Annotated in this window: 20 protein-coding genes; 11 read left to right on the top strand and 9 right to left on the bottom strand. The window is 67.0% G+C overall.

Translation table 11 applies throughout. The features are described from left to right. Positions 1-2: 2 nt before the first annotated feature. On the top strand, positions 3-1,499 hold the full coding sequence (locus tag OG394_RS11330; protein ID WP_328995143.1) for a CoA-acylating methylmalonate-semialdehyde dehydrogenase: 1,497 nt from the start codon (positions 3-5) through the stop codon (positions 1,497-1,499). Here the strand turns inward: OG394_RS11330 and OG394_RS11325 are convergent. Together OG394_RS11325 and OG394_RS11320 are read right to left on the bottom strand one after the other, a co-directional pair. Beyond that, a complete protein-coding gene (locus OG394_RS11325) occupies positions 1,496-2,497 on the bottom strand; it encodes a Gfo/Idh/MocA family protein (RefSeq protein ID WP_328995141.1) in 1,002 nt (333 codons plus the stop codon). The two genes, OG394_RS11330 and OG394_RS11325, sit on opposite strands and share 4 nt — an antisense overlap. A 47-nt stretch (positions 2,498-2,544) precedes the next feature. Further along, positions 2,545-3,663, bottom strand: a complete 1,119-nt coding sequence (locus OG394_RS11320) for a phytanoyl-CoA dioxygenase family protein (protein ID WP_328995140.1) — start codon at positions 3,661-3,663, stop codon at positions 2,545-2,547. A 112-nt stretch (positions 3,664-3,775) separates the two neighbouring features. On the opposite strand from OG394_RS11320, the gene OG394_RS11315 reads away from it, so the two are divergent. Together OG394_RS11315 and OG394_RS11310 are read left to right on the top strand one after the other, a co-directional pair. Next, positions 3,776-4,804, top strand: a complete 1,029-nt coding sequence (locus tag OG394_RS11315) for a LacI family DNA-binding transcriptional regulator (RefSeq protein WP_328995139.1) — start codon at positions 3,776-3,778, stop codon at positions 4,802-4,804. A gap of 247 nt (positions 4,805-5,051) precedes the next feature. Beyond that, positions 5,052-6,713, top strand: a complete 1,662-nt coding sequence (locus OG394_RS11310) for a DUF222 domain-containing protein (protein ID WP_328995138.1) — start codon at positions 5,052-5,054, stop codon at positions 6,711-6,713. 44 nt (positions 6,714-6,757) lie between these two features. On the opposite strand, the gene OG394_RS11305 is transcribed toward OG394_RS11310, so the two are convergent. Both OG394_RS11305 and OG394_RS11300 read right to left on the bottom strand, forming a co-directional pair. Next, entirely contained in the window at positions 6,758-7,741 is a 984-nt protein-coding gene (locus OG394_RS11305; RefSeq protein WP_328995137.1) for a LacI family DNA-binding transcriptional regulator, read from the bottom strand. Positions 7,742-7,796: 55 nt separating this feature from the next. After that, the gene (locus OG394_RS11300; RefSeq protein ID WP_328995135.1) at positions 7,797-8,822 is read right to left on the bottom strand and encodes a hypothetical protein; all 1,026 of its coding nucleotides are present in this window, start codon (positions 8,820-8,822) and stop codon (positions 7,797-7,799) included. 139 nt (positions 8,823-8,961) lie between these two features. Here OG394_RS11300 and OG394_RS11295 point away from each other — a divergent pair, with 139 nt between their 5' ends. Both OG394_RS11295 and OG394_RS11290 read left to right on the top strand, forming a co-directional pair. Further along, a complete protein-coding gene (locus OG394_RS11295) occupies positions 8,962-9,990 on the top strand; it encodes a Gfo/Idh/MocA family oxidoreductase (protein WP_328995134.1) in 1,029 nt (342 codons plus the stop codon). Next, positions 9,987-10,760: a TIM barrel protein gene (locus tag OG394_RS11290; protein WP_328995132.1), complete on the top strand. Its 774-nt coding sequence runs from the start codon at positions 9,987-9,989 to the stop codon at positions 10,758-10,760. Before OG394_RS11295 ends, OG394_RS11290 begins: the two co-directional genes overlap by 4 nt. On the opposite strand, the gene OG394_RS11285 is transcribed toward OG394_RS11290, so the two are convergent. Both OG394_RS11285 and OG394_RS11280 read right to left on the bottom strand, forming a co-directional pair. Next, on the bottom strand, positions 10,704-11,693 hold the full coding sequence (locus tag OG394_RS11285) for an EamA family transporter (RefSeq protein ID WP_328995131.1): 990 nt from the start codon (positions 11,691-11,693) through the stop codon (positions 10,704-10,706). The two genes, OG394_RS11290 and OG394_RS11285, sit on opposite strands and share 57 nt — an antisense overlap. Before the next feature lie 238 nt (positions 11,694-11,931). Then, positions 11,932-13,716, bottom strand: coding sequence for an AMP-dependent synthetase/ligase (locus OG394_RS11280; protein WP_328995130.1), 1,785 nt, complete (start codon positions 13,714-13,716; stop codon positions 11,932-11,934). Between the two features lie 99 nt (positions 13,717-13,815). Between OG394_RS11280 and OG394_RS11275 the strand changes: the two genes are divergently transcribed. From OG394_RS11275 to OG394_RS11250, 6 genes are read left to right on the top strand one after another with little or no spacing between them, the layout of a single operon-like run. Beyond that, entirely contained in the window at positions 13,816-14,691 is an 876-nt protein-coding gene (locus tag OG394_RS11275; RefSeq protein ID WP_328995129.1) for an SRPBCC family protein, read from the top strand. 6 nt (positions 14,692-14,697) lie between these two features. Next, a complete protein-coding gene (locus OG394_RS11270; RefSeq protein ID WP_328995127.1) occupies positions 14,698-16,008 on the top strand; it encodes an ArsA family ATPase in 1,311 nt (436 codons plus the stop codon). A 16-nt stretch (positions 16,009-16,024) separates the two neighbouring features. Further along, positions 16,025-16,459, top strand: coding sequence for a hypothetical protein (locus tag OG394_RS11265; protein WP_328995126.1), 435 nt, complete (start codon positions 16,025-16,027; stop codon positions 16,457-16,459). Further along, positions 16,450-17,397 carry an ROK family glucokinase gene (locus OG394_RS11260; RefSeq protein WP_328995124.1) on the top strand — a complete coding sequence of 316 codons (948 nt, stop codon included), beginning with the start codon at positions 16,450-16,452 and terminating at the stop codon, positions 17,395-17,397. Before OG394_RS11265 ends, OG394_RS11260 begins: the two co-directional genes overlap by 10 nt. 37 nt (positions 17,398-17,434) lie before the next feature. Continuing rightward, entirely contained in the window at positions 17,435-18,637 is a 1,203-nt protein-coding gene (locus OG394_RS11255) for an ROK family glucokinase (protein WP_328995123.1), read from the top strand. Further along, positions 18,630-19,334 carry an endonuclease/exonuclease/phosphatase family protein gene (locus OG394_RS11250; RefSeq protein WP_328995122.1) on the top strand — a complete coding sequence of 235 codons (705 nt, stop codon included), beginning with the start codon at positions 18,630-18,632 and terminating at the stop codon, positions 19,332-19,334. The genes OG394_RS11255 and OG394_RS11250 overlap by 8 nt, the downstream gene beginning before the upstream one ends. 11 nt (positions 19,335-19,345) lie before the next feature. Here the strand turns inward: OG394_RS11250 and OG394_RS11245 are convergent, their stop codons facing one another. The 3 genes from OG394_RS11245 to OG394_RS11235 form a co-directional block, all read right to left on the bottom strand. After that, complete coding sequence (locus OG394_RS11245; RefSeq protein ID WP_328995121.1) at positions 19,346-20,095, bottom strand: enoyl-CoA hydratase-related protein; 750 nt, start codon at positions 20,093-20,095, stop codon at positions 19,346-19,348. A gap of 53 nt (positions 20,096-20,148) precedes the next feature. Then, positions 20,149-23,310, bottom strand: coding sequence for a glycosyl hydrolase family 95 catalytic domain-containing protein (locus OG394_RS11240; protein ID WP_328995120.1), 3,162 nt, complete (start codon positions 23,308-23,310; stop codon positions 20,149-20,151). 107 nt (positions 23,311-23,417) lie between these two features. Continuing rightward, entirely contained in the window at positions 23,418-24,653 is a 1,236-nt protein-coding gene (locus tag OG394_RS11235; protein ID WP_328995119.1) for an ornithine cyclodeaminase, read from the bottom strand. Between the last annotated feature and the right edge of the window lie 4 nt (positions 24,654-24,657).

Here is a 24,657-nt window from a genome sequence, read left to right as displayed (position 1 = left end):
TCGTGAGCACATCCCGTATCACCCATCTCGTCGGCGGCGCTTCGTGGACCGGTGTCGCCGAGCGGACCAGCCCGGTCTACAACCCGGCCACCGGTGCGGTGACCGGTGAGCTCGATCTCGCCTCGGCGGCCACGGTCGACGAGGTGGTGAAGGTCGCCCACGAGGCGTCGAAGGCCTGGGGCGCGACGTCGCTGACGAAGCGCGCGCAGGTGCTATTCGGCTTCCGCGAGCTGCTCAACCAGCGCAAGGAGGAGATCGCCGCGCTGATCACCGCCGAGCACGGCAAGGTGCTGTCCGACGCGCTGGGGGAGGTGACGCGTGGGCTCGAGGTGGTCGAGTTCGCCTGCGGGATCCCGCATCTGCTCAAGGGCGGTTACAGCGAGAACGTCTCCACCAAGGTCGACGTGTATTCGATCCGCCAGCCGCTCGGCGTCAGCGCGGTGATCTCGCCGTTCAACTTCCCGGCGATGGTGCCGCTGTGGTTCGTGCCGATCGCGGTTGCCTGTGGCAACAGTGTGGTGATCAAGCCATCCGAGAAGGACCCGTCGGCCGTGAACGCCGTCGCCGCCCTCTGGAAGGAGGCGGGCCTGCCCGACGGCGTGGTGAACGTGCTGCACGGCGACAAGGAGGCCGTCGACCGTCTGCTCGAACACCCGGACGTCAAGTCGGTGTCGTTCGTCGGCTCGACCCCGATCGCGCGCTACGTCTACGAAAAGGGCACGGCGCATGGCAAGCGCGTCCAGGCCCTCGGCGGCGCGAAGAACCATATGGTCGTACTGCCGGATGCCGATCTGGACCTCGCCGCCGACGCCGCGGTGAACGCGGGCTTCGGTTCGGCCGGCGAACGCTGCATGGCGATCTCGGCCCTGGTCGCGGTCGAGCCGATCGCGGACGAACTGGTCTCGAAGATCGCCTCCCGGATGGCTACGTTGAAGACCGGCGACGGCACGCGCGGTTGCGATATGGGTCCTTTGGTCACCGGCCCGCACCGCGACAAGGTCGTCTCCTACGTCTCCGCCGGCTCTGACGAAGGCGCCGAATTGGTGGTCGATGGCCGTCAGGACGACTTTGACGGGGGAGACGACGGCTTCTGGCTTGGCCCGACCCTGTTCGACAAGGTCACGCCGGATATGTCGATCTACACCGACGAGATCTTCGGCCCGGTCCTGTCCGTCGTACGCGTGAACTCTTATGACGCCGCGCTGGAGCTGGTGAACTCGAACCCGTACGGGAACGGCACGGCGATCTTCACGAACGACGGTGGAGCCGCGCGCCGCTTCCAGAACGAGGTCGAGGTCGGCATGGTCGGCATCAACGTGCCGATCCCGGTGCCGATGGCCTACTACTCGTTCGGTGGCTGGAAGAACTCGCTCTTCGGTGACACGCATGCGCATGGCACCGAAGGCGTGCACTTCTTCACCAAGGGCAAGGTCGTCACCAGCCGCTGGCTAGACCCCACCCACGGCGGCCTCAACTTGGGTTTCCCCACCCACGACTAGATGGTTGCGGTCGGCCTCGGCGTGAGGCCGGCCGCACGGTACGTCTCGTCGATCAGCTCCATCGTCGCGACGGCGTCGTCGGCGTTGATCGGCAGGGCCGCGCCATCGCGGAGGTGGTCGGTGAACGCTTCCAGCTGATACGTGTACGACGACTTGCGCCCGAGCTGCTCGACCCAGGTGTCCTCGCGCGTCTTGATCGTGACCAGGTCATCGAGGTGCGGCAGCACGAAGTTCGGCGCGAAGGCCTCGCCACGCGTCCCGACGACGCGGCAGCTGAACTCCACCTCGTCCGCCGCCATACTGCACCGCACGGTCCCGCTGGCCCCGTTCGGGAACTTGAGCACGGCCGTCAGCCACTCGTCCAAGCCCGGCCGACGCCTCCGCTCGGCCGCCTTCGCGCTGGCCACCGACGGCAACCCGCCGCCCCACGGCGCCAACATCCTCTGCGCATGCAAGGCGTAACACCCGACGTCCATCAACGCCCCACCCGCCAGCTCGAGCGACCATCGCGGGTCGTCATCGGCCGGTGCGGGCATCACCATCGTCGTCTCGACATGGCGCAGTTCGCCGAGCTCGCCTTTCTCCAGCAACTGGTGCAGCCGCTGCGTCACCGGGTGGAAGAGGTAGTGGAACCCCTCCATCAGCACGACGCCCTTCTCCCGCGCTGCGTCCCGGACCGCCGCGGCCTCGACCGCATTACTGGCGGACGGTTTCTCGGTCAGCACGTGCTTGCCCGCGGCAATGGCCTTGAGGTTCCACGGGCCGTGCAGGCTGTTGGCCAACGGGTTGTAGATGACCTCGATCTCGGGATCGGCCAGCAGTTCGTCGTACGTCGCATGCACGCGTTCGACGCCGTGTTCGGCCGCGAACGCCTCCGCCCGGTCCCGGTCGCGCGCCGCCACTCCGACCAGGCGGGCGCCGGTCAGCTTGGCGGGTGCGACGATCGCGGCGGCCGAGATCCGGGCCGCGCCGAGAATGCCGATGCGAAGTGGCTCCATAGGTGGTTCTCCCTCGAGTGTTCAACTGCAGTCAACTGGCACGACGTTCAGCTGGTGCGACGGCGGTGGTCGTGCTCGGTCAGGGTCTGCTGGAGGTGCTCCGCCGGCCAGTCCTCCGCCAGCGCCTGCCGGACCACGTCGGCCTGGCTCAGTGGCGCGAGTCCACCGATCGGCTGATCGCGGTCGAGGTTGGTCGGAAAACTGTAGCCCTCAGCGCTGGCGGCGACCACGTTGTCCAGCAGACGGTCCACTGTGCCGGAGGCCTTCAGCTTGCGCAACGTGGGATACAGCATTTTGGACATCGTGGTCCGGTCGACGCTCTCCATCGCGCGCCCGAAGGCCGAGCTGATCTGCAGCAGATTCGCCATCCGGTAGATGTCCTGCGAGTGGTTCGAGCCGGCCGCGTGGAACAGCGCGGGGTTGAAGAACACCGCGTCACCCTTTGCCAATGGCAACTGAACGTGGTCGGCAACGAAGTACTCACCGAATTCCGGTAACCGCCAGGCAAGATATCCCAGTTCGTACTTCTGGGAATGCGGCAGATAAAGCGTCGGCCCGCTCTCCACTGGCATGTCACAATGCGCGACCGCCCCTTGCAAGGTCAGTACGGCGGACAGCTGGTGGACGTGATCCGGAAAGCTTGCCGCAACGTCGTTCGACTGGAATCCGAGGTGGTAATCCCGATGAACGGTCTGGCCTTCGCCGCCGGGGTTGACCACATTCACCTGCGACGTCACCTGGTACGCCGGTCCAAGCCAGGCCTCTGCGACGGTGGCGAGCACATCACTGCTGTAGTAGTTCGCGAACGCCTCGGGCGCTCTGAGGGCGAGCTTTTCGAGGGCGTTCCAGACGCGGTCGTTGGCGCCGGGCTTCGCGAAGTGGTCCCCGGCCTGCTGCCCGGCGGCGCGCTGGTCCGCGATCATGCCCTGGAACTCCTTGGTGACGGCCTCCACCTCGTCGTTGCCGAAGGCCCCCTTGATGACGAAGATGCCCGGGCCGTCCTTGAGCGCCCGCGCTAGTTCGGCTTTTGCGTCTTTGGTGAGTTGGGCGGCGTCGTACACCAGGACCTCCTGCTCGACCCCAGCCGCCATCGGATAGTCGGCGAGATCGGTCTTCACGCTGACCACCTCGACCAGGTCCTCGACCCGGCAATCCTCAACTCGCATCTGCGCCATCTCCTTGTCTTGGTTGTGGCACTAGCCTGAGTCGCGACAGGCGGTTTTGGGAGCTCGGAAATCCACCAAAAACCCGTCATTCTCTATGCTCCGGAGGTACGACGTGGGCAGGCCCTTCCGCATCCGCGACATCGCCGTACAGGCCGGTCTGAGCGAGACCACCGTCGACCGCGTGCTGAACGGCCGCGCCGGGGTGAGTGTGCGCGCCCGTCGCCAGGTCGAACAGGCCATCGTCGACCTCGAACGCCAGCAATCCCAGATCCGCCTAGGCGGCCGCACCTTCGTGATCGACCTCGTGATGCAGGCACCCGCGCGATTCTCGAGCGCCGTACGTGCCGCACTCGAAGCAGAGCTCCCGGGCCTGCGACCGGCGATGATCCGCGCGCGTTTCGACCTCACGGAGACGGCGACTGCGCTCGAACTCGTCAGCGCCCTCGACCGCATCCGCCGCCGCGGCTCGCACGGCGTGGTGTTGAAGGCGCCGGACGTCCCCTCGATTGTCGCGGCCGTCGACCGTTTGGTGGCGGCGGGCATCCCGGTCGTCACGTTGGTGACCGACCTCCCGACCAGTCGCCGCTCGGCGTACGTCGGCATCGACAACCGCGCCGCCGGCACCACCGCGGCGTACCTCATCTCCCAATGGCTCGGCCCCCGCCCCGGCAACGTCCTGGTCACCCTCAGCCGCGAGTCCTTCCGCGGCGAAGAAGAACGCGAAATGGGCTTCCGTACGGCCATGCGCCGCTTCGCCCCATCCCGCCGCCTGGTCGAACTCCCCGAAACCGAAGGCCTAGACGAAACCATGCACGCCCTCGCGTTGTCGGCGTTGAACGCCGACCCGGCCTTGGTAGCGGTCTACTCAATCGGCGGCGCCAACCAGGCCATCGTCAACGCCTTCACCACCCTCGGCCGCGACTGCGCCGTCTTCATCGCCCACGACCTAGACGCCGACAACACCCGCCTACTGGCCTCCGGCCACCTCTCGGCGGTCCTCCACCACGACCTCCCCACCGACCTCCGCCGAACCTGCCAAGCCATCCTCCAATCCCACTCCGCCCTCCCCGGAGCCCCCCACTCCCTCCCTTCCGCTATCCAAATAGTCACTCCGCATAACGTCCCAACCCACCTACCCTGACCTCCCTTCGGCCCTATGAGCAGAAGCCCGAATCGAGTTCTACTCCGAGGCACTCATCGTCACCCGCCACTAGCGAGCCGGTCGGATTCGCCCACTCAGTCGCCACGGCCACGCCAACGAACCCCGCACCATCAAAAGGCTCCTGGGCACTGGCCTTACCGCGCTCGAAGGGCCACCTCCGACTCATTGGCAATTTTCCCTTGTGGATAACGGAAATCGCGATTACTGACGCTGTATAATCGCTAGTATGTTCGATATCGGTGTTGATGAGCTCGACGTGGACCAGACCCTGGACCGCGCCGCCGCCTCGCGCGCCCGCATCGCGGCCGACGAAGCCGAGTCGCTGCTGCTCGCCCTGCACTACGCCGACCTCAACGCCACCATCGACCCACCACCGGATGGCGAAATCGTCCCGGGGGTGGAACGGCTGCGCGTGTACGGCGGTGAGGGCTGCCCGCCGATCGCCGAATTCTGTGCCCAGGAATTCGGCTGGCGCCTCGGCATGTCCCACGGTGCCGCGGCCGCCTACCTCGGCGAAGCCCTCGCGCTGCGCCACCGGTTCCCGAAAACCCTCGCCCAGGTCCTGGCCGGCAACGCCGAAGCCTGGCGGGCCCGCTCAATCGCCCGCACCTGCCTATCGCTGTCCCTGGTCGCGGCGGGAATCGTGGACGCCAAGGTCAACGCGATCATCAACACCGTCACCCCATCTCACCTGCGGCGCATCGTCGCCGGCGCGAAAATGCAGGCAGACCCGGACAAGGCCAAGGCCGACGCCGACCTCTACGCCCGCCAACGTGGCGTGTGGCTGGGACAGTCCAACGATCACGGTACGAAATCGGTGGTCGCCCGCACCGCGACCGGTGACGCGATCCGGTTCGACGCCGCCGTCGACGAACTGGCCGAGATCTTGGCGCAAGAGGGCGAGACCGGCTCCCATCAGCAGCTCCGCGCCAAGGCCATTGGTTTGCTGGCCGACCCCGCCATGGCCCTGGACCTGCGCGAACACGGCCGCAGCAAAGCCCGTAAAGCCGCCCAGCCCGCTGAGGGCGCTGCAGGCCGCCACGGCAACGACGACGAGTCCAGCCATTACGGCGACCGCGAGTACGGCGGCGGATATGGCGGCGGGTACGGCGACAGCGGCCACACCGCAAACGGCAACGGCGATGGTGAGGATGGTGTGCCGGTGGACCAGTTGCTGGCCGACATCAAGGTACGTAACCGCAACCGGGGCCTCGGTCGGGCGCCGCACATCTTCTACGTGCACATCTCGCAGGAGTCACTGGCCAGCGGTGAAGGGATCGTGCGGGTCGAAGGCATCGGCCCGCTGCTGGTCTCGCAGCTGAAGGAACTCATCGCCAGTGAAGCCGTGGTCCTCAAGCCCGTCATCGATCTGCGCGAACACATCAGCGCCGGTTCCTATGAAATCCCCCAGCGGATCAGGGAATGGGTCAAACTGCGCTACCCGATACCGATGGAACCGTGGGCCACCGGCGAAACCACCTTCTCCACCGACCTCGACCACGTCGTGCCATACGACAAGAACGGCCCACCAGGCCAAACCAGCACCAAGAACCTGACACCGGTGACACGCACACCGCACCGGGCCAAAACCCACGGCGGCCTGCGCAACGCGATCCTGCCCGACGGCAGCGTCGAATGGACTACCCCGCGTGGAGCCAGGTACCTGGTCGACCATACCGGCACGCATTACCTCGGTCAGGTGAACCTCACCACCGGCGAGCTCACCCCGCCGCCGCCACGGCCACGACTAGCACGGCAGAACGGAGCGAAGACAACTCGCGAGACCAATGGTAAGGCGGCCCGGAAGTACAGCAGGCAGAAGGCTTCCAAGACCCATCTCAGGAGTGTCAAGCCCACAGCGGATACGGGGCCGGATGGCTGCGTCTGACGGGGCCTTGGCAACACCTGCGCTGACTCGGGAAGCGTCCCGACTCAGGAGCGCGGTGTGGCGGTGGTGGAGCGTGGGACCAGCAGAGGCGGGATCACCTGTTCGATGGTGGTGGAGGTTTCGTCGCTCAGACGGGTAATAGCGGTAGATACGGCTCGGTCGGCGAGAGCGGTGGTGTCTTGGGCGATGGTGGTGAGGGAGATATGGGAGAGCCGAGCCACCGTGCTGTCGTCGTACCCGATCACTGACAGGTCCTCGGGCACGCGAGAACCGTTGCGCCGTACGACGTCCAGCAGCCCGACCGCCGCGCGATCGTTGAAGACGGTCACGGCAGTGGTGTGCGAGGGGAGTTCGGCGGCCGCGCGCGCGCCGTGTTCCTCGGTCAGACCGCCGCGGATGATGTGCTCGGTCAGGCCGGCTTTGCGGATGGCGGTGCGATAGCCGGTACGACGTTCGGCGGCGCCTGGGGCGGTTCCGCCATCGACGTGTGCGATGTGTTGGTGGCCGAGGGCAACGAGATGGTCGACCGCTTGCCGTGCGCCGTTGGCGTCATCCGTACGCACCACGTCAACGCCGTCAGCGTTGACCTTACGAGCGACCGAGATGACCGGCAGGCTCGACGCCAACGCCGCGAGGTCGCCCGCTTTCAACGTAGGCCCGAGCAGGACCAGCGCCTCGCAACGGTAATCCAGCAAGGATTGCGCGGCCTTACTCTCGCTCCGCGACGGAGCAACCCCACTCAACGCGATGTCGTAATCGGCCGCCTCGGCAGCGACGTACAACGCCTCGACCAGATCCCCATGAAAGCTCTGCCCCACCCCGAACACGACCCCGAGCAGTTTCGTCCGCTGCCGCCCAAGCAACCGCGCCCGACTGTCCGGCCGGTACCCCAACTCAGCCGCAGCCGCGAACACCCGCGCCCGCGTCGCCTCGCTAGCCCCCGGCGCATTCCGGTAAACGATCGACACCAACGCCCGAGAAACCCCCGCCCGCGCCGCCACATCCTCCATCGTCGCCTGCCGCCCCACGCCACCACCTCCAGTCCAGTGCCCCCACACTAGAGCGCACTAGCCCCAACCACCATCACGCCGGCGGTGCTTGCCGCTCAGCCCACCGCCGATCGTCCTCGGTTGGATCCATGCCTCGCAGGACTCGCACAACTCCGTCGCCGTCGGGGACTATCGCGGTGTAGAGCGCGATCCGTTCGTCCACCACGTTCGCCGTACACAACGCGGCGCGTGCATTGGCCAGGACGGCATCGACATCTTCGATCTCGTCGACGTAGGTGCTAACGATGCGGCCATCAGCGTCCTGCCACATGATCTGGGCTGACCACTCGGCGGCAGTCGCCGCGCGCCGAACCGCGTCGAGGTCGGTGGACAAAGGCGGCCAGACGGTCAATCGTGCACGCGGTCTGAGCCCGGCACGGATGGCGGCGAGATCCACGCCTTCCCCGTTGAGCCGGCACCAGGTGGAACGGTTGTAGACGCGCATCTCCTCAAGCAGCCCGGCCTCGCCCGCCGCGACTGAGCCGACCAGCTTTTTCCAGAACTCGTCATCAGCCGGCCGATACACCGTGTCCTCATCGTCTATGGCGTAGATGGCCGGGTCGCGGGCATCGGGGAAAAGACCCAGGGCGTACGTCGTTGCAATCGCGGATTCGCAAGGCGAGCTGGTTAGAACTCTGACGTACTGGTCGTAACCGACGCTCACCTCGAGCCTTCCGGCAACCTCGAGGCTGCAGAAGGCTCCGTTATCGCGCATCATCGCGCGCACCAACTCGAGAGCGACTTCGAGCGACACCTCGGCACCATCGTGAAATCCAGTGAGGTCGGCCGGGAACAGGCCGATCAGCCCATGGCCCTCAATCGTCGGTTCCAGCCCGAAGTTGATGGAGGTAAGTCCTGGTTCGCGGATCGTTAGCCGCTCGACTCCCAGCTCGGCAGCGAAAGCAGCCACCGCTTTCAGGTATGCCGCCTCTACCGGACCGTGGTCGCTGATCGGCTCCTCAGGTCCGATATATGCCCAATGCTCATCACGATCAGCCGGGTCGTACTTACTGATCGAAACGCAATACGGCAGCGTGGCGCCTCCCTCTAACGAAGTCATTCGCCGACAGTAGCCACGATGCCGACCGGCTGCACTCGGTTTCCTCACGCCGCCGCTATGGATTTGTCCCTGCCGAACGCTTGACCGGCGGGGTGGGTTCGGCGTTTGCTTGTTCTGACTAGAGCGCTCTAGTCCTGAGATGAGGAGGCGGCTGGTGGAGTTGGTGCGGGTTGGGCTTGTGGGGGCTGGGCGGATTGGGGCTATGCATGCCGAGACGATCGCGAGGCGGTTGCCTGGGGTGGTGTTGGCGGGGGTGGCGGATCCGGTGGGGGAGGCGGCTGAGCGGGTCGCGGCGCCGTACGGGGTGAGGGCGACCACTGATGTTGAGGGGTTGATGGGGGATCCCGAGGTGGATGCGGTGGCGATTACGTCGGTGGCGGCGGCGCATAGCCAGTTGGTGGTGGCGGCGGCACGGGCGGGGAAGGCGGTGTTTTGTGAGAAGCCGATGGCGCTCAGCCTGGAGGACGCGGATCGGGCGATAGGGGCAGCGCGCGAGGCGGGGGTGGCGTTGCAGGTGGGGTTCAATCGGAGGTTTGCGAAGGACTTTGCGGCGGTGCATGAGGTGGTGGTGGCTGGGGGAATTGGGACGCCTCAGTTGATGCGCAGCGTCACCAGGGATCCGGGATGGCCGGCGGGGTTGAAGAACCCGGGCGGGGTGCGGCCGTGGACGATCTTCCTGGAGACGTTGATCCATGACTTCGACACGTTGTTGTGGTTGAACCCGGGGGCGAAGCCGCTGGAGGTGTTCACGCGGGCGGATGCGTTGGTGGCGCCGGAGTTCAAGGAGCAAGGGCTGCTGGATACGGCGGTGGTGACGATCACCTTTGATAATGGGGCGATTGCCACGGCGGAGGCGAACTTCTCGGCGCTTTATGGGTACGACGTGCGTGGCGAGGTGTTCGGGTCGAAGGGCATGCTGAGTGCGGGGAATCTCCTGCAGTCCGCGATGGTCCATCATCACGCGGACGGGGTTTCGCTGCGGACTGTGCGGAGTGACGTTGAGATGTTCATCGACGCGTATACCGCCGAGATGGCCGCATTCGTCAATGCTGTCAGGGAAAAGTCGACGCCGGTTGTGACCGGGGAAGACGCGCGGAATGCTCTTGCGATAGCGCTCGCCGCGATTGCGTCGTACCAGAGTAGTCAGCCGGAGAAGGTGGCGGAATGACTTTCACGCTGGCCGCTTGTGCGGAGATGTTGTTTCTCGAATTGCCGCTCGTTCAGCGGATCGAGGCGATTCACGAGCGCGGCTTTCAGGTCGAGATCTGGGACTGGACTGCCAAGGACCTTGCCGAGTTGAGGAAGACGGGCGCGGCGTTCTCGTCGATGACCGGGTACGTCTCCGGCAATCTGACCGACGGCGCGGAGGAGTTGTTGCGTACGGCTGAGTTGTCGATTCATGCCGCGCAGCAGCTCCAGTGTCCGAGGTTGAACCTGCACGGCACTGGGCTCGACGCCCGCGGCCTGCCCGTCGTACCGGTGCACCACGTGACCGGCGAGATGTGGCTCAAGGCAACGAAGACGCTGGAGCGGATCGCCGTACTGGGGGAGCGGTATGGCGTGACGTTCTGCCTGGAGAATCTCAACGCCGAGGTGGATCATCCTGGGGTGCCGTTCGGCAAGGCGGCGGACACGTTGGCACTGGTCGAGGCTATTGGCAGTCCGCACCTCAAGCTGATGCTGGACATCTACCACGCGCAGATCGGCGAGGGGAATCTCATCGCGTTGATCGAGAAGGCGTTCCCGTTCATCGGCGAAGTCCAGGTCGCCGACGTGCCCGGCCGCTGCGAACCGGGCACGGGCGAGATCAACTACCCGGCGATCGCGGCCAAACTCAAGGAACTCGGGTACGACGGCACTATCGGCCTAGAAGCCTTCGCCTCATCGAACAGCGAGCTCGCCCTCACCCGTTTCCGCGACGCGTTCGACGTCGGATAGGTCCAGGACCGGGCTGACTTTGTGGACTGAGGTTTGGGCTACGAAGGCGCCGGCTAGGACGATGCAGCCGCCTAGGACTTGGAAGAAGGTCAGCTTTTCGCCGAGGAGCAGGAAGGCGAAGAGGGCGGCGGCTACGACCTCGACGTAGGCGACGGCTCCGCCGACTGCGGCCGAGAGGCGTTGGACGGCGGCGGCGCCTGCTAGGTAGGCGATGACGGTGCTGACGATGATGAGCCAGACCGCGAGGGACCAGCCGGGCGCCGTACGGTCGCCGAACGGGATCGTGTCGGTCAGTACGTGCCAGGGCATCGTCCAGGGGAGGGCGACGGCGGTGAGGAGGAGCGAGCCGACGACGCTGCCGACGGCGGTCATGACGAGGGGGTCGGCGAGGCCGGTGAGGCGGTCGATGAGGATGAAGTACGTCGCTTGGCAGGCGGCCGCGGCTAGGCCGGCGAGGAGGCCGATTGCGTCGAGTTGGATGCCGGACCAGATTTCGACGACGCAGGCCAGACCGAGTACGGCGATGCCGACGCCTAGGGCAGCCGAGCGGGGGACGTGGGCCTTCCGGCCGAACTTGATCCAGCCGACGACCAGGACCGGGCCGGTGAACTCGAGCAGGATGGAGATGCCTACCGGCAACCGGCTGGCGGCGATGAAGAAGAGCGTCTGGCAGCCGGCGATACCGGTCAGGCCATAGAGCGTCAAAGCGGGCCAAGAGGCGCGGGCGCTGCGCAGGCCGGTGCGGCCGCGGAGGATGAGCATCAGCGGTACGAGGACGATGGCCGAGCCGAGGATGCGCATCCACGCCGCCTGCTGTGGGGACATGCCGGCGGTGATCAGGGCCTTCGCGAACGGGCCCGATCCGCCGAAGCAGACCGCCGAGAACAGGGCGAACCCCAGGCCGACCGATTTCACCCGAGCCGCGTCGTGCATCCGTGCTCCTCACTGCGATCAGGCCCCATGTTGCTAATGACCGTAACGATGCCACACTCATTACATCGAGTCGACCTGATATCCAGCCGCCGGACTGCAAGATCCCGCCAAGAGGCCGCCGAGAGCCCGGGAGGCGCACACAACAAGGCACTTCGCGGGAGAGTTATGCACAGATTGGCCGCTGGGCATGAAAAGACCCCGGCCGCCGTGTAATGCAGCAGCCGGGGTCCAAAAGTGCTTACTTCGTGTAGAGGGCCTCTACGTCGTCGGTGTGGTTCTTCATGACGATGTGGCGGCGGAGGCTGAGTTTGAGGCTGAGCTCGCCCGTCTCCTGGGTCCAGTCCGTCGGCAGGATGGAGAACTTTCGGATCGCCTCCGCCTTCGAGACGGCTGAGTTGGCGTCGTCGATCGCCGTCTGGATCTCCGCGATCAAGTCCGGATCGTCCACCAGTGACGGGATATCCGACGACTTCCCGTGCTTCGACGCCCAGTTCCCGATGGTCTCCGGGTCGATCGTGATCAGCGCGGCGATGAACGGCTTGCCGTCGCCGACGACCATGCACTGGCTGACCAGCGGATGTACGCGAATCCGGTCCTCGAGGATGGTCGGCGCGACGTTCTTCCCGCCGGCCGTGACCAGGATCTCCTTCTTCCGGCCGGTGATCCGCACAAACCCATCGGCGTCGAACTCGCCCAGGTCCCCAGTGTGGAACCACCCGTCCGAGTCGATGGCCGCAGCCGTCGCCTCGTCGTTGTGCCAGTAGCCCATCATGACCTGGTTGCCCTTGAACAGCAGCTCACCGTCATCCGCGACGGCGACCGTGACACCCGGCAGCGGGCGGCCGACCGTGCCGATGCGGATGTCGCCGGGCAGGTTCACGCAGATGGCGGCGGTGGTCTCGGTCAGGCCGTAGCCCTCGAGCACGGGGAGGCCGATACCCCGGAAGAAGTGCCCGAGCCGCTCGCCCAGCGGCGCGCCACCGGAGACGGCGTACTGCACCTTGCCGCCGAGGACGGCCCGCAGTTTGCTGTAGACCAGCTTGTCGAACAGGCCGTGCTTCAGCCGCAGGGCCAAGCCCGGTCCACCGGCATCCAAAGACTCGGAGTAAGCAATCGAGGTCGCGGCAGCCAAGTCGAAGATCTTGCCCTTGCCGGCGGAGTGCGCGTTCTGGCTGGCGCTGTTGAAGACCTTCTCGAAGACGCGCGGCACACTGAGGATGAACGTCGGCTGGAACGAGCCGAGATCGGCGACCAGGTTCTTCACGTCGGCGCTGTGCCCGACCTTGACCCGCATCATCACGCAGCCCACCTGGATGATCCGGGCGAACACATGCGCGAGCGGCAGGAACAGCAGCGTCGAGGCGCCGTTCTTGTCGAACAGCTCGTCCAGAATCTTCGTGGCGGTGCCGAGCTCATCCATGAAGCTCAGGTGCGAGATCTTGCAGCCCTTCGGCTGACCGGTCGTGCCCGAGGTGTAGATCAGCGTCGCGACGTCGGTCGGCGTGACCGCCGTACGGCGTTTGTCGAGCTCCTCGTCGGACACGGCGGCACCGCGCGCCACCAGGTCGTCGATCCCACCCGCCTCGAACTGCAGGATCTCCCGCACGTCCGCGGCGCCGGCGTCCGTGACCGAAGTCGCGTGCGTCGGACCCTCCACGACGGCGAGAACGGCCTCGGAGTCGGTCAGGATCCACTTGATCTGCGATTCCGAAGACGTCTCGTAGATCGGGACGGTGACGCCGCCGATGGTCCAGATCGCGTAGTCGACCAGGGTCCACTCGTAGCGGGTCGGGCTCAGCAGGGCCACCCGGTCGCCATGCTCTACGCCCGAGGCGATCAGGCCCTTCGCGACGGCGGTGACCTGGTCGGCGAACTCCGCCGCGGTCACATCCGACCAGCCCGACGACGTCCGGCGACTGAACACAGGAGTGGCAGGATGGGACTGCGCGTTGGCCCAGACCGGGTCGCTGAGACTGCCTGTGGTCGGCGCTTCGATCACCGCGGGCGTGGTGTACTCACGCATCCGTTCTCCTCCGTGCTCCGAGTTGTCGGCGTTTTTGCACGCTACAGTCACCTACTCGGAAGTAGCCAGGCCGGACAAGTGTGACCCAGGGAACTGCGCATGCCATCGCTCGACGTCAATTGCGACGACTTGATCGTCGCGGAACCAGCCTACGTCGCGCAGCGCTTGGGCGATGACTCGCTCTGGCGTGCCTGGTGGCCCGGGCTCACTCTCACGCCGTACGAGCGTCGTGGGTTGCAGGGGGTGCGGTGGACGGTTGCGGGGGAGTTGACGGGTACGGCGGAGTGGTGGCTCGAGCCGGTCCGGGACGGTGTGGTCGTGCACTGGTACCTCCGGGCGGAACCAGAAGGCAAGTTGTCCCGCCGGCGGCTCGATCGGCTGCGCGAGTCCTATGTGGCCCGTTATCGGCATAACGTCTGGGAGTTCAAGGACGAGGTCGAGACCGGGCGCGCGGCGGGCGAACACCGTCCTGGCTGGCAACCCGCGATAGTCTCCGGTGGTACCGGTGTCCCGTCAGCCTTCCGGCAGCGAAGAGGTGATTCGATGGCAGAGCAGACCACCTCGTCCATCGTGGTCGATGCGACCCCGAAGGAGATCCTGGCGGTGATCGCGGACTTCGAGTCCTACCCGGAATGGGCGGACTCGATGCGCGAGACCGAGGTGCTGTCCACCGACGAGGCGGGCCGGCCGAAACAGGTCCGGTTCAAGGTCGACGCGGGCGCGATCTCCGACGAGTACACGCTCGACTACACCTGGGGCCGTAACGAGGTCACCTGGACACTCGTTGAGGCGAAGATGGTCAAAGGTCTCGATGGTGCCTACCTGCTGAAGGATCTCGGCGCGCAGGGCACCGAGGTGACCTACCGGCTGGCCGTCGACGTCAGCATTCCGATGATCGGGATGCTCAAGCGCAAGGCGGAGAAGGTCATCATCGACACGGCCCTGAAAGGCCTCAAGAAGCGCGTCGAGTCCTGAGCGACTGTGACTCGGGTTCTGCTGTACACCGGCAAGGGAGGCGTGGGTAAGACCACGTCTGCCGCCGGTACCGCGACCCTTGCCGCGCTCCGCGGACATCGCACGCTGGTGCTCTCGACCGACACCGCGCACTCCCTGGCCGACACGTTCGACGCCGCGGTAGGCCCGGAGCCGACCGAGGTCGACGACCGGTTGTTCGTCCAGCTGATCGACACTCAGCGCCGGTTCGAGCGCTCGTGGGGCGATATTCAGTCCTACCTGCGCCGCGTGCTGAACACGGTCGGCGTCGATCCGATCGAGGCCGAGGAGCTCACCGTTCTGCCCGGCGCGGAGGAGGTGCTCGCGCTGCTCGAGGTGCGCGACCACGTCCGGTCCGGCCAGTGGGACGTCATCGTGGTGGACTGCGCGCCGACCGCCGAGACGCTGCGGCTGCTGGCGTTGCCCGAGGCCCTCAACTGGTACATGAACCGGCTCTTCACGGTCGAACGGCGTGTGGTGCGGACGTTCCGGCCGGTCCTGAGCAAGGCGGTCGGGCTGCCGTTGCCCGACGACAACGTGTTCGATGCGTTGCGCCGGTTGCGGGATGACCTGGCCGACGTACGGACGATGTTGTCCGGGCCTGACGCGTCTGTGCGACTGGTGCTCACGCCGGAGGCCGTTGTCGTCGCGGAAGCCCGGCGTACGCTCACGACGCTTTCTCTGTACGGCTATCGCGTCGACGGCGTCATCGCGAACCGCGTCTTCCCGGCGGCCGGTGCGGACAACTGGCGGCGGCAGTGGGTCGCGGCGCAGCGTGGCATCCTCGAGGAAGTGGCCGTCTCGTTCCAGCCGTTGCCGATCTGGGAGTCGCCGTACCGCGCGTGTGAGCCGGTCGGCGTGGAGGAGCTCGCCGCTTTCGCCGTTGAGATGTACGGCGGGGAGGATCCGTTCGTGCGGGCCACGGACGAGACCTCGCTGTGGGTCGATCGTCATATCGACACCGATGGGCGCAATTACACGCTGACGATGTCGTTGCCCTTGGCCACCGCCAGCGATCTCGAACTGGCCCGCCGCGGCGACGAACTGCTGATCACCGTCGGCTCGTATCGCCGGGTGCTGCCGTTGCCCGCGGCACTGGCCCGCGCCGAAGTGACCGGGGCCCGGCTGGACAACGGCCGCCTGCAGGTACGCTTCGCCCCTCAAGGAGCTCAGCAGCAGGCGACGCCGCCGGGCTACCGCGAGAATGGGCGCCACCTCGGCCGGGAGCTGGGGCACGCCACCCGCGGGGGAGCGGGCCGGCTGGCAGAGCACAAGGCCTTGACGGACGGCAACAGGTGAGCGCGGAGGGCAAGTCGTGAGCAAGGAAGCGATCGGGTCGGTCGGTGAGGAGGCGGCGAAGCTGTTCGCCGTGCTCCAGCAGGCCTCCGCCGACGCCCGCCACGGCACTGGCGCTGAATCAAACGGGTACGACGCCTTTGCGGAAGCCTTTCCTGAGGAGGCTGAAGAGCAGGGGGCCTGCGAGTGCCAGTGGTGCCCGGTGTGTCAGCTCATCTCGCGGGCGAAGCAGGTGAGTCCCGAGACGATCGAGCACCTCGCGACTGCCGCCGCCGGCGTGCTCGGGTCAGTGCGGTCGTTGCTCGAAGCAGCCGCCGAGGCCGCACGCCAAGCCCGGACCGATGCCGATGCCGCCGCCGGTCCGGAGCATGATGAAACTGTGCATGACGAAGAGGGGACCCGGCCGAAAGCGGACCGGATCGACGTGAGTGAGGACCCCGAACCATGGGACTGACCATCGGCATCGACGTCGGCGGTACGAAGATCGCGGCAGGCGTCGTTGATACCGACGGCCAGATCGGCGAGCGTACGCATCGCGACACCCCGGCCGGTTCGACCGACCAGACCGCGAAGGCCATCTGTGAGGCGGCCGCCGAACTGATCGCCGGGCACGACATCGAGGCGATCGGGATCGGGGCGGCCGGGTTCGTTTCGTCGGACCGGTCGACCGTGCTGTTCGCGCCGAACCTGGCCTGGCGTGACGAGCCGCTGGGCGCGCGCGTCCAGGAGACGCTCGGCTTGCCGGTCGTGGTGGAGAACGACGCGAACGCTGCCGCCTGGGGCGAGTTCGCCTTCGGCGCGGCCAAGGACGTCGAGCACATGGTCTGCCTGACGGTCGGCACCGGTATCGGCGGTGGCGTCGTCATCGATGGCGAGTTGCTCCGCGGCGAGCATGGTGTTGCCGCCGAGCTCGGCCACATGCGCGTCGTACCGGGTGGTCATCGTTGTGGTTGTGGCGCTCGCGGGTGCTGGGAGCAGTACGCCTCCGGGAACGCGCTGGTCCGGGAGGGCCGGGCGCAGGCCGAGTCGGGTTCGCTCGCGGCTGCGCAGATGCTCGGGGTGTGCGGGATCAGTGACCCGGCCGAGTTGACTGGGCCGATGATCACCAAGGCCGCGGCCGCCGGTGACGCGTGCGCGATCGAGTTGCTGGACGATCTCGGCCAATGGGTCGGCGAGGGTCTGGCCAGTATCGCGACGCTGTTCGACCCCCGGTTGATCGTGCTCGGGGGTGGCGTCAGCGCCGCCAAGGAGCTGCTGCTCAAGCCGGCTCAGCGCGCGTTCGAGAAGGTGCTGCCGGCCAAGCAGAACCGGCCGCATCCGGGCTTCGGCCTGGCCTTGCTCGGCAATGACGCGGGTCTGATCGGTGCGGCAGACCTGGCTCGGCGACACTGACACTGAACGCTGGGGGTTCGAGAGAGGAGTCCGGGCGATGGCGTTGACACAGGCGCTCACGATCGGGATCGACATCGGTGGTACGAAGGTCGCCGCCGGCGTGGTCGACCCGGAGGGCAACGTGCTGGACCGGTTGCGCCGGGACACACCGACCAAGGACCCACGCGAGACCGAGGACGCGATCGCCGAGGTGGTCGAGACCCTCGAGGCCAAACATGACGTGATCGCGGTCGGCATCGGCGCGGCCGGATTCGTCGACGGCACCCGCTCGTCGGTCCTGTTCGCCCCACATCTCGCCTGGCGGCACGAGCCACTGCGGGATGCGGTCGAGCGCCGCCTCGGCGTACCGGTCGTGGTCGAGAACGACGCCAACGCGGCCGCCTGGTCGGAGTGGCGTTTCGGCGCGGGCCAAGGCGAGAGTCATCTGGTCTGCGTCACCCTTGGTACGGGTATTGGTGGCGCCATCCTGAACGATGGTGCCTTGCAGCGTGGCAAGTTCGGCATCGCGGGCGAGTTCGGGCATATGCAGGTCGTGCCGGGTGGGCATCGCTGCGAGTGCGGTAATCGTGGTTGTTGGGAGCAGTACGCCTCCGGCAACGCGCTGGTCCGGGAAGCGCGTGAGCTGGCCGCCTCGGGCTCGCCGGTTGCGCACAACCTGCTCCGCCGGGTGGACGGTGATCCGCGCGCGATCACCGGGCCGCTGGTGACCGAGTTGGCCAAGGATGGCGACCCGGTCGCGGTCGAGCTGCTCGAGGACGTCGGCCGGTGGCTGGGTATCGGGCTCGCGAACCTCGCGGCTGCGCTGGATCCTGGGACTTTCGTCATCGGGGGTGGCGTTTGTGACGCTGGTGAGCTGTTGCTGGCGCCTGCGCGGGAGGCCTTCCGCCGTACGTTGACCGGGCGTGGTTTCCGGCCGGAGGCGCGCGTGGTTCGGGCGGTGCTCGGGCCGGAGGCGGGCATGGTCGGCGCGGCCGATCTCGCTCGCGAAGAAGCGACCTGGTTGCGCCGGGTGCGGGTCAAGACGACTGCCGTGACGACTGCCGCGCGGGCCACCAGGTCGGAGCGGCTGCCGCGTTCGGAGCGTGCCGCCGCCCGCGCGGAACGAGTCGCCCGCCGTACGTCGATGCTCGGCGCCAACCGCCGGATCGCCCGCGCGGAGCCGATCAGCGGCCGCGCGGAGCCGATCAGCGCGCCGCCGGTGCAGGAGCCGGATTCCTTCTCACCCTCGCGGGATGACTGAACCCGGTCTGCGCGTCCTGTCGTACAACGTGCACCGCTGGGGCGATGACCGCGAGGCCCTGGCCCGGGTGGTGCGCGCGTGTGCGCCGGATGTCGCGCTGATCCAGGAGGCGCCGACCTGGTGGGGGACGCGCCGCAAACGCGAGGCGATGGCCGCTTCCTTCGGCCTGCGGTACGTCGGAGGCGCGGCCCGCAACGCGATTCTCGCCGCCGACGGTCTGGACCTCACGTCGTACCGGCATTGGCGGGTCTGGCGCCCTTTCATCCGCCGGCGCCTTCGGCTGATCGCGACCCAGTTGCCGGGTGGCGCGATCGGCGCCCGTACGACGCTCCCGGGCCACAGCGCTCCCGGGCGTGAGGTGGCATTGGTGGTGTGCCATCTCGGGTTGCACATCGGCGGGCGGCTGCGCGAATTCCGTCAGGTAGTGCGTGGATGCGAGTCCTTCGGCGTGCCGTACCTGCTGGTCGGCGACCTCAACGAGGAACCAGGCGGCGACCTCTGGGCCAAAATCGCCGAGGCCGGCCTAACCGACAACAACACCGGCCCCACCTTCCCCGCCCGCGCTCCGAGCCGCCACATAGACGCTGCCCTCACTTCCCCCGGCCTAACCGCAATCGCCGTCCCGCTATCGGACGTCAACTCGGCAGACCTGGTCGCAGCTTCAGACCACCTGCCGATCCTCCTCCGCTTGACCTGAGCCGGAAGGCGTCAGCTTTTCTTGCGGCTGAGGAAGGCGAGCATGGCCTCCTGCGCCGCCGGGGAGCCGAAGAGTGAGGCCGAGAGCTCGGCGAGGTCCTTGCCGCGGGCATCGATATCGGCCAATAGCTCGCGGTTGAGCAGCTTCTTGGTCTCACGCAATCCCTGCGGCACACCCTTGAGCAGGGACCTGAGGACGCCGGCGACTACGTCGTCCAGGTCGGCGTCGGGCACGGCCCGGCTGACCAGACCCAGCGAAGCGGCCTCGGTCGCGTCGAACCCGTCGCCGGTGAGGAACGTGAAGGCGGCCGCCCGATCGGTCATTCGCGGGATGACCGTCAGCGAGATCGTCGCCGCCGCCAGGCCGAGCCGTACCTCGGTCAACGCGAAGGTGGCGCTGTGCCCGGCGAGGCTGATGTCGGCCGCCGCCACGATGCCGATACCGCCCGCGCGGGCCGGGCCGGCGACCCGGGCGATGACGGGTTTGGGGTTGGCGACGATCGCGCGCTGAACGTCGACCATGCGCTGGGCGCCGACGCCCATGCCGACCGTGGTCGCCTCGGACATGTCGGCGCCGGAGCAGAAGACGTCACCGGATGACCGGATCACGATCACCTTGGCGGCGTCGTCCACGCCGGCGCTCTCGAGATGGGCGAGCAGTTCGCCGGTGAGTTGCTGGGACAGCGCGTTGCGGTTGTGCGGCGAGTCCAGCGTGATGCTCGCGACGCCGTCGGCCACATCCAGATGCACGAGTTCGGTCATACCGGCCATCCTGCACCCCGCCAACCTCCGACGCCGTAACCCACCTCTCAGGGTTAGCCGTTGGTGGGGTGGAGTTTGACCTCGGCTAGGGAGAGGGGGGCGGTGGGGGATTCGAGTTGGATGCGGATGTGGCGGGCTGTGAGGGGGAGGTCGATGAGGGTGGGGGAGCCGGCGGTGGCGGTTTGGCGGAGGGCCGTTACGCCGGGGGCGGTTCGGGCGGCTTCGAGGGAGTCGGCGGTGATCGGGTTCTCCGAGGCGATGATCCAGTAGTTGCTCAGGCGGTCGGAGCAGCAGTCGGTCCGGTTCCACACCGCGATCTGCGACAGGCCTTCGGCCTTGCCGAGGTCGACCTGCCACCAGGCCTGGTTCGACGGTTCGGGCGTGTGCGTGACCGAGTTGTCGCCCCAGCTCCCGCTGGAGTTGCCGTCCACCGCTCGCGAGGCCGGTGCGTTGTGCGCGGTCGTGCTCTGGGTGGCGGTTTTCCCGCGCGCGAGGTTGACCCGCCAGAGCCCGGTTCCGGCACGCGCCGACAGCTGGTAATCCGATGTCTTCAGTCTCGCCACCAGGGAGAAATCGCCTTCGCCGGAGGCCAAGGTGGGCGTGACGGTGAAGACAGCCTCGTACGGCTGGCCTGGTTTGACTGCCGGCGTACGGACCGAGGTGGGCGAGACCTTCCAGCCGGTCGGTACGTCGAGCGTGAGGTCGCCGGCCGGGATGGAGCCGCTGATCGAGGCCTTGACCTCTACCGGTTTGAACGAGACGGCTGCCGGGGCGGTGAGGTCGATCCGCGCTTGCGCTCGGACCGTGTACGCCCGGCCGGCCGACGTACCGAAGGAGACCTTGTCGGCACCAGTGCGGCGTACCTCGACACGGCGGCCCTGGTCGTCCGTGACGGTGAACGGGCCCTGGAAGATCTGGTTGCGAAGGGAGACGGTTCCACCCTTGTCGGAGCGCAGCCGGATCTCCGTGGCGGCGGCGTCCTGCCAGGTCGCACCGACCGTGTAGGCGCCGCGAGCGCGCAGACCGTCGTACGAGCCCTTGTCGGCCCAGGCGTCGGGCAGAGCGGGCAGTACGTCGATTGAGCCGGCGTGGCTCTGTAGGAGCATCTCCGTCATCCCGGCGGTGGCACCGAAGTTGCCGTCGATCTGGAACGGCGGGTGGGTGTCCCAGAGGTTCTTCAACGTACTGGTCTTCAGGAGTTCCGAGAGCATCTTGTGCGAGTGGTTGCCGTCCAGAAGGCGCGCCCAGAAGTTGATCTTCCAGGCCTTGCTCCAACCGGTACCGCCGTCGCCGCGGCCCTTCAACGTCATAGCGGCAGCTGCAGCCAGATCTGGCGACTTGGACGGGATCAGCTGGCGTCCCGGATGTAGACCGAACAGCTGCGACGTATGCCGGTGCTGGTCCGTTGGGTCGTCCCAGTCCTCCTTCCACTCCTGCAACTGGCCCCACGAGCCAATACGCATCCCCGGGTCCAGCCGGTCGAGTACGGACGCGATCTGCGCTCGGTAGGCGCTCGTCTCGCCTACTACGGGCGCAGCCTCTTTGAGGTTCGTGAAGAGGTCCCAGACGATCTGCTGAGGCATGGCCGCTCCGGCCGAGTAGTCGCCGTGTTCGGGCGAGAAGCTCGGCGAGACGACAAGCTTGCCGTCACGCGGATCGACCTGCAGCTCGTCCAGCCAGAAGGCGGCGAGCTCCTTCATCAGGGGGTATGCCCGCTCCTTCAGGAACGTCTTGTCCTGCGTGAACTGGTAGTGCTCCCAGTAGTGCTGGGCGAGCCAAGCGCCCGCGTCAGGCATCCAGAAGGCCAGGGGATAGCCGATGACGCCTGTGAAGCCGAAGGGATTCGTCTGGCTGTGTACGACCCAGCCGTCGGCGCCGAACATCTCCTTCGCCGTGACCCGTCCGGGCGGCACGAGAGCGTCTACGAAGTCGAAGAGTGGGGCAGTGGTCTCACTGAGGTTTGTGCTCTCGGCAAGCCAGTAGTTCATCTGCAGGTTGATGTTGGTGTGGTAGTCGGAACGCCACGGCGGAGTCGTCGACTTGTTCCAGACGCCTTGCAAGTTTGCCGGCAGGGGAGAGGTGTCCCGTGACGACGCGATCAGCAGGTAGCGCCCGTACTGGTAGAACAACACCTCCAGCGCCTTCCGCTCCTCCGGAGACGCCGTGCCATCGCGGTACCGGCCGAGCAGGTCGTCGGTCGGCACAGTCGGCACAATCTGTCCAAGGTTCAGCGCGACCCGGTCGAACAGACGCCGGCAGTCCGCGATGTGTCGCGCCCGGAGTCCGTCGTACGACATGCGGCTGGCAGCGTCGACACGACTCGTCACACCCGGCCCAGGATCTCCAGCCCGGTACGCCGGGTAGGTGTCGGCGTAGTCGGTACCAGCAGACATAACCAGTACGACGGAGTCGGCGCCGCTTACGGTGACACTGCCGTCCGAGTTGTCCGTACGCGTGCCACCGGTGTTGAGTACCTGGGCCTGCGTCTCGTAGCGCATCCCGTTGTCCAGGAGACTTCCGTGAACCCGGATGCGGCCGTTGATCGCAGTGACCGTGCGGGTGCGGTTCGCCTCGCCAGTGAGCGTGGTGGTGAAACCGATCTTGCCGGGCTCACTGGCGCTCAACCGGGCGACTAGGACGTTCCCGGGGGCGCTGGCGAAGTACTCGCGGGTGTAGCGCACACCGCCGGCGTCGTACCGCACACCGGCTAGGGAGTTCTTGATGTCTAGGTGGCGCCTATAGCCCGTCGCGGCTGGTGCGGAGTCCATGGCCAGTTTGAGGTCCAGCAGCGGCTGGTAGTCGCCAAACCCGATCTCAGGTTGGGCGAGCATCTCCGTGGCCTTGTCCGGGAGGACCTTGAGGTTCTGGTCGATCATGCGCCGGATGTCCTGCAAGGCGGTCGGGCGCGGCGTACGCCAGTTGCCGAAGTCGTAGCCCTGTTTCGCGCCCGGACCACCGGTCCAGAGCGTCTTCTCGTTCAGCTGCAGGTGCTCGGTGGACGGATCGCCGAAGACCATCGCGCCGAGTGCGCCGTTACCGATCGGCAGCGCCTCGGACTCCCAGTCGCGGGCCGGTTCGTCGTACCAGAGCGACGGGCCTTCCTCCGCGGCGTCGGCGACATCGGTGGTCTCGGTGGATTGGCTGGGCGGCGAGGTCATACCGGTGAGAACGCTCACGGCGGCGACGATGGCTAGACCGGCGGTGACTATGTGCATCCGTATCCCCTGGGGCGGTAGAGATCCGATGAATTTCGGAACACGCTAAGCCGCAGGGGCGCGGATGTCTACGGGTCATCCGATAGGAAATCGGATGTCTGGAGCGGTCAGGACGCGTAGCCGGGGGCGAGCTCGCGGGCGAGGTGCTCGATGAACAGCCCGACGTCGGTCACGATGCCGCGGGCCTGGGACGAGCCCCGGTCGGCCAGCTTCGTCACCGTGGCCGGGTTGATGTCGACGCAGGTCAGCGGGATCGACGCCGGCAGGATGTTGCCGGTAGCAACCGAATGCAGCATCGTCGCGGCCATCAGGCAGTAGCCGACATCGGTCAGACCGGCCCGCATGGCCCGCTGGCCCTCGAGCACGTCGGTGTAGACATCGGGCAACGGACCGTCGTCGCGGACCGAGCCGACCAGGACGAACTTCTTGCCGTTCTTCACCAGTGCGTGCATCACACCGGAGGTCAGCACGCCCTGCTCGACCGCGGCCGCGATCGACCCGGCCTTGCGGATCGTGTTGATCGCGCGGATGTGGTGCTCGTGGCCGTGCTCGACGCCACGGCCGCGGGACAGGTCGACGCCGAGCGAGGTGCCGTACAGGGAGGACTCGATGTCGTGGGTGGCCAGCGCGTTGCCCGCGAACAGCACGTCCACGAAGCCGGCCTCGACCAGCGCGACCATGGCCGGCGCGGCGCCGGTGTGCACGATGCCCGGGCCGCCGACCCAGAGCACCTTCAGGCCGTTCGCCTTCGCCTCGCGCATTCCGTCGGCGACCTGCATGACCAGCACGCGCTGTGGCTTCTCGCTGGAGACGTCGGACTCCATGAAGCCGAACGACTCCTCGGTGTTCGCGACGACCGGGGGAGTGACCTTGACGCCCTGGGCGCTGGTGATGATGCGCATGCCGGCCTTTACGTCCGACATGGGGATGGTCCGCACAGAGTCCCCCTCGAGGTCGCCCTCGACCAGCAGTCCGCAGTCCATCTCCGGGTTCTGCACCAGCACCCAGCGGCCGCCGAGGCGCACGCTGGTCGGCAGGTTCGTGGTCGAGTAGAAACCGTCGGGGAACACGCCGTCGGTGTCGGCCTCGGTGATCTGCGGCTGACCGGGATCGACCAGGTTCGCGCCCTTGGTCTGGATCCGCATCAGCAGCCGCTGCAGGGACTCCTCGTCATCGGCGCCGACCGTCATCCGGACCGTGGAGGTGTCCTCCTTGTCGTGGCCGAGCTCGAACTTGTCCAGCGTGTAGTCACCGCCGTACTCGCGGATGTCGTCGAGAACCCTCGACAGCAGACCGGAGTCCATCAGATGGCCGGTGATCTCGACGGTCTCGGTGACCTGCACGTTG

It is taken from the genome of Kribbella sp. NBC_01245 (assembly GCF_036226525.1).
Taxonomy (GTDB): Bacteria; Actinomycetota; Actinomycetes; order Propionibacteriales; family Kribbellaceae; genus Kribbella.
Note: the sequence above shows the minus strand (reverse complement) of the source record. Positions and strands in the feature narration are given on the sequence as shown.